Below are 4,056 nucleotides of genomic sequence, written 5' to 3' on the forward strand. Positions count from 1 at the left end.
CGTCGTGCATCAGCGCGGCCATCAGGGCCTGGGCGTCGAGCTTCCATTCGGCGCATTGCGCCGCCACGGCGATCGGGTGGGTGATGTACGGATCACCGTTCTTGCGCATCTGGCCCAGGTGGGCCTCGTCGGCCAGCCGGTAGGCCTGGCGGATCTGTTCGATGTCGCTGGCCTGCAGGTAGTCCAGCTTGCCCAGCAGGGCCGCGAAGCTGGCCGCGGCCGCGCTGGCCGATGCTGCCGGCACGGCGGTTTTGGCTTTGCGAGCGGCGGATTCCGCGAGGGTACTCATGTCCGTACTTTAGCGCGAGACGTCAGCGAGCGCCGCGCGCTGCGGTGTTCATGCGTGCTGCCGAAAAAAAACACCGCCATGGCGGTGTTTTTTGTGGGGTGCGAGGGCCCGCAGGTCAGACCGGCACCTTCTTGAGCATTTCCAGGCCAATCTTGCCTTCGGCGATTTCGCGCAGCGCGGTCACGCCCGGCTTGTTCTTGCTTTCGATCTTGGGTGCGTGACCCTGGCTGAGCATGCGGGCGCGGTAGGTCGCGGCCAGCACCAGCTGAAAGCGGTTGGGGATTTTTTCCAGGCAGTCTTCGACGGTGATGCGGGCCATGGCAGAGCTCTCGGTGATTCAGTGGATGTGGAGGGCGCCGAAGGTGTCGGCGCGGGCGATGCGCTGGGCGGCAAACCGGAGCCGCTGGGCGTGAACGATGGCTTTGAGATCAAACAAAGCGCGTTCGAACAACTCGTTGATTATAACGAAGTCGAATTCCCGGGCGTGTTCCATCTCCTGGGCGGCGTTCTTCAGGCGCAGCTCGATGGTGTCGGCGCTGTCCTCGTTGCGGCGCTCCAGCCGGGAGCGCAGTTCCTCCCAGCTCGGCGGCAGGATGAAGATCAGCACCGCGTCGGGGAAGATGCGCTTGACCTGGATCGCGCCCTGGAAGTCGATCTCCAGCACCACATCCGAGCCCTGGGCCATGCGCTGTTCGATGGCGAATTTGGATGTGCCGTAGCGGTTGCCGTGCACATTGGCCCATTCCAGAAAGGCGTCCTGCGCGACCATCTGGTCGAAGGTTTCCTGGCTGACAAAGTAGTACTCGCGGCCGTGCACCTCCTGGCCGCGCGGCGCACGAGTGGTGTGCGAGACCGAGGGCGAAACGCGCTGGTCCAGCTCCATCAGCGCCTTGACCAGGCTGGATTTGCCAGCCCCGCTGGGGGCCGCGACGACAAAGAGATTTCCGGGATATTCCATACGGTCATTCCAAGTTCTGGACCTGCTCGCGCATCTGCTCGATCAGCACTTTCATGTCCACCGAGATGCGGGTGAGCTCCAGGCTGGACGACTTGGAACCCAGTGTGTTGGCCTCGCGGTGCAGTTCCTGGATGAGGAAATCCAGGCGCTTGCCGGTTTCACCGCCCTTTTTCAGCAGCCGCTCAATTTCGATCAGGTGCGAATCCAGTCGCGTCAGTTCTTCGGCCACGTCGATGCGGATGGCAAACGCGGTCGCCTCGGTCAGTGCCCGGTCGTTGGCGGTTTCTGCGTTCATGGTGGCGCCGCCTGCACCCAGGGCTTCGGCCCAGCGGTCCAGAAAGCGCTGGCGCTGCTGGGCGACCAGCTGGGGAATCAGCGGTTGCGCATCGGCCGCCAGCTGCCGCAGCTGCTGGAGTCGGTCCAGCAGCATCGTGGCCAGGCGCTGGCCTTCGCGCTGGCGGGCGTCCACCAAGCCGTCCAAGGCCGTTTGGGCCAGAGCGAGCAACTGTTCGTGCAGGCCACCGGGCAGGCTCTGCTGCCGTGCGGTGAGGTGCAGCACCTCGGCCACGCTCAACGGCGCGGCCTTGGGGCACCAGGCCTGGATGCTGTCCTGCAGGCCGACGAGTTTTTGCAGGTCGGCCGGGCTGGGGGTGCGCAGGGCGCCGTCGCTGCGGCCTTCGATCCAGGCGCGCACCTCCACCTTGCCGCGTTTGAGGCGCGTACCCAGCAGTTCGCGCAACGCGGGTTCTGTGCCGCGCAGGTCGTCCTGGAGCTTGAAGGCGAGGTCGAGAAATCGGCTGTTGACCGAGCGGATCTCCAGGCCCAGCGCGGGTTGCGCCGCGTCGGAACTGCCTGGAGAAGGGCTGCCACTTTGGGCTGTAGCGTAGCCGGTCATGCTGTAAACTGCCATCGGACTGGTGACCCATCTGGTTGAGTGGTCCAAAACGAGGCGTTCCGGAAGCCATTCGAATTATGTCAAAGGTCAAACCCGCTCCACTGCCGCCAGATACCGTGATCGGCGGCTACCGCATCGTCAGGAAGCTGGCCGCAGGTGGTTTCGGGGTGGTTTACCTGGCGGTGGACACCGAAGGTCAGCAGGTGGCCGTCAAGGAATACCTGCCGTCATCGCTGGCCACACGGGCGCCGGGCGAACTGTTGCCGCAGGTGCAGCCCGAGAAGCTCTCGCTGTACCGGCTGGGTCTCAAGAGTTTCTTTGAAGAAGGCCGGGCGCTGGCCCAGATCTCCCACCAGTCGGTGGTGAGCGTGCTCAATTTCTTCCGCGAGAACGAGACCGTCTACATGGTCATGAACTACCTGGAGGGCGCGTCCCTGCAGGAGTTCATCATCACCGCGCGTGAACTGAAAAAACAGAAGGTGTTCCGCGAGTCCACCATCCGTTCGCTCTACGACGAGGTGCTGCGCGGCCTGCGCATCGTGCACCAGCACAAGATGCTGCACCTCGACATCAAGCCGGCCAACATCTTCGTGACCGATGACAACCGCTCGGTGCTGATCGACTTCGGTGCTGCGCGTGAGGTGCTGAGCAAGGAGGGCAACTTCATCCGCCCGATGTACACGCCCGGTTTCGCTGCGCCCGAGATGTACCGCCGCGATTCGAGCATGGGCCCCTGGACCGACATCTACGCCATCGGTGCCTGCATCTACGCCAGCATGCAGGGCTACCCGCCCAACGACGCCCCGCAACGGCTGGAAAAAGACCGGCTGTCGCTGGCACTCTCGCGTCTGCGCGGTGTCTACTCCGACAACCTGATCGAGGTGGTGGAGTGGTGCATGTCGCTCGATCCGCTGTCGCGTCCGCAATCGGTGTTCGCCCTGCAAAAAGAGCTGAGCCGGGAGACCGAACGCAGTTACACCAAGCTGACCGTGGCCGAGAAGATGCGCCTGCAGTTTGACAACATTGTTTCGGACAAGAAGTCGCCACGCAAATCCACCGCCGCCGGGACCAAGTTCCGATGAAGTTTTCGGTCTACCAGATCAGTCGGCAGGGTGGTCGCGAGCGCAACGAAGACCGCATGGGCTACGCGTACACGCGCGAGTCCGGGCTGTTCGTGCTGGCCGATGGCATGGGTGGGCATCCCGAGGGCGCGATGGCGGCCCAGTTGGCGCTGCAGACGTTTTCGGCCTATTTCCAGAAAGCCGCCAACCCCACGGTGCGCGAAGTGCCGGAGTTCCTCTCCAGCGCCGTGATGGCGGCACACCACCAGATCATCCGCTACGCCGCCGAAAAAGGCATGCTCGACACGCCCCGCACCACGCTCGTGGCGGCCGTGATGGAGCGTGGCAACATGCACTGGGTGCACTGTGGCGACTCCCGCCTGTACCTCGTGCGCAATGGCGAGTTGCTGACGCGCACGCGGGACCACTCCTACATGGAGCAGCAGGCCCACCTCGGCAAGGCCACCCAGCACATCAACCGCAACATCCTCTTCACCTGTCTGGGCTCGCCCGCGAAGCCGGTGTTCGACCTGTCGGGGCCGGTTCAGCTGCAGCAGGGTGACCGTGTGTTGCTCTGCTCGGACGGTCTCTGGGGCACGGTGAAGGATTTCGAGATCGCCGCCGAACTGGCCCGCAATCCGCTGGAACAGGCGGTTCCCGAGCTGGTGGAAATGGCGCTCAAGCGCGGTGGGCCGCGCTGCGACAACGTCACCGTGCTGGCCATGGAGTGGGAGACCGCCGACGAATTCCAGACCACGCGGGTGTCGACCGAAGACATCGAAGAAGGCGTGTTCGCCTCCACCATCCAGTCGGGCGTGGCCGACCCGACCATCGAAGACCTGGACGACGAGGC

6 protein-coding genes are annotated in these 4,056 nt (G+C 64.2%); 2 read left to right on the top strand and 4 right to left on the bottom strand.

Annotation, left to right across the window (positions count from 1 at the left end):
• The 4 genes from RMP09_RS02780 to RMP09_RS02795 all read right to left on the bottom strand — a co-directional run.
• Positions 1-289: HD domain-containing protein (locus RMP09_RS02780; protein ID WP_310564480.1), on the bottom strand; the 289-nt coding region annotated here is incomplete at its 3' end.
• A 115-nt stretch (positions 290-404) separates the two neighbouring features.
• Positions 405-608: a DNA-directed RNA polymerase subunit omega gene (gene rpoZ / locus RMP09_RS02785; protein WP_310564481.1), complete on the bottom strand. Its 204-nt coding sequence runs from the start codon at positions 606-608 to the stop codon at positions 405-407.
• 18 nt (positions 609-626) lie between these two features.
• Positions 627-1,247, bottom strand: a complete 621-nt coding sequence (gene gmk, locus RMP09_RS02790; RefSeq protein WP_310564482.1) for a guanylate kinase — start codon at positions 1,245-1,247, stop codon at positions 627-629.
• Between the two features lie 4 nt (positions 1,248-1,251).
• The gene (locus tag RMP09_RS02795; RefSeq protein WP_310564483.1) at positions 1,252-2,157 is read right to left on the bottom strand and encodes a YicC/YloC family endoribonuclease; all 906 of its coding nucleotides are present in this window, start codon (positions 2,155-2,157) and stop codon (positions 1,252-1,254) included.
• Between the two features lie 62 nt (positions 2,158-2,219).
• Here RMP09_RS02795 and RMP09_RS02800 point away from each other — a divergent pair, with 62 nt between their 5' ends.
• Together RMP09_RS02800 and RMP09_RS02805 are read left to right on the top strand one after the other, a co-directional pair.
• On the top strand, positions 2,220-3,224 hold the full coding sequence (locus RMP09_RS02800) for a serine/threonine-protein kinase (RefSeq protein WP_310564484.1): 1,005 nt from the start codon (positions 2,220-2,222) through the stop codon (positions 3,222-3,224).
• Positions 3,221-4,056: PP2C family protein-serine/threonine phosphatase (locus RMP09_RS02805; RefSeq protein WP_310564485.1), on the top strand; the 836-nt coding region annotated here is incomplete at its 3' end. The genes RMP09_RS02800 and RMP09_RS02805, both read left to right, overlap by 4 nt.

Origin of the sequence: Hydrogenophaga sp. (genome assembly GCF_031426985.1) — a bacterium.
In the GTDB taxonomy this organism is placed as follows: Bacteria; Pseudomonadota; Gammaproteobacteria; order Burkholderiales; family Burkholderiaceae_C; genus Hydrogenophaga.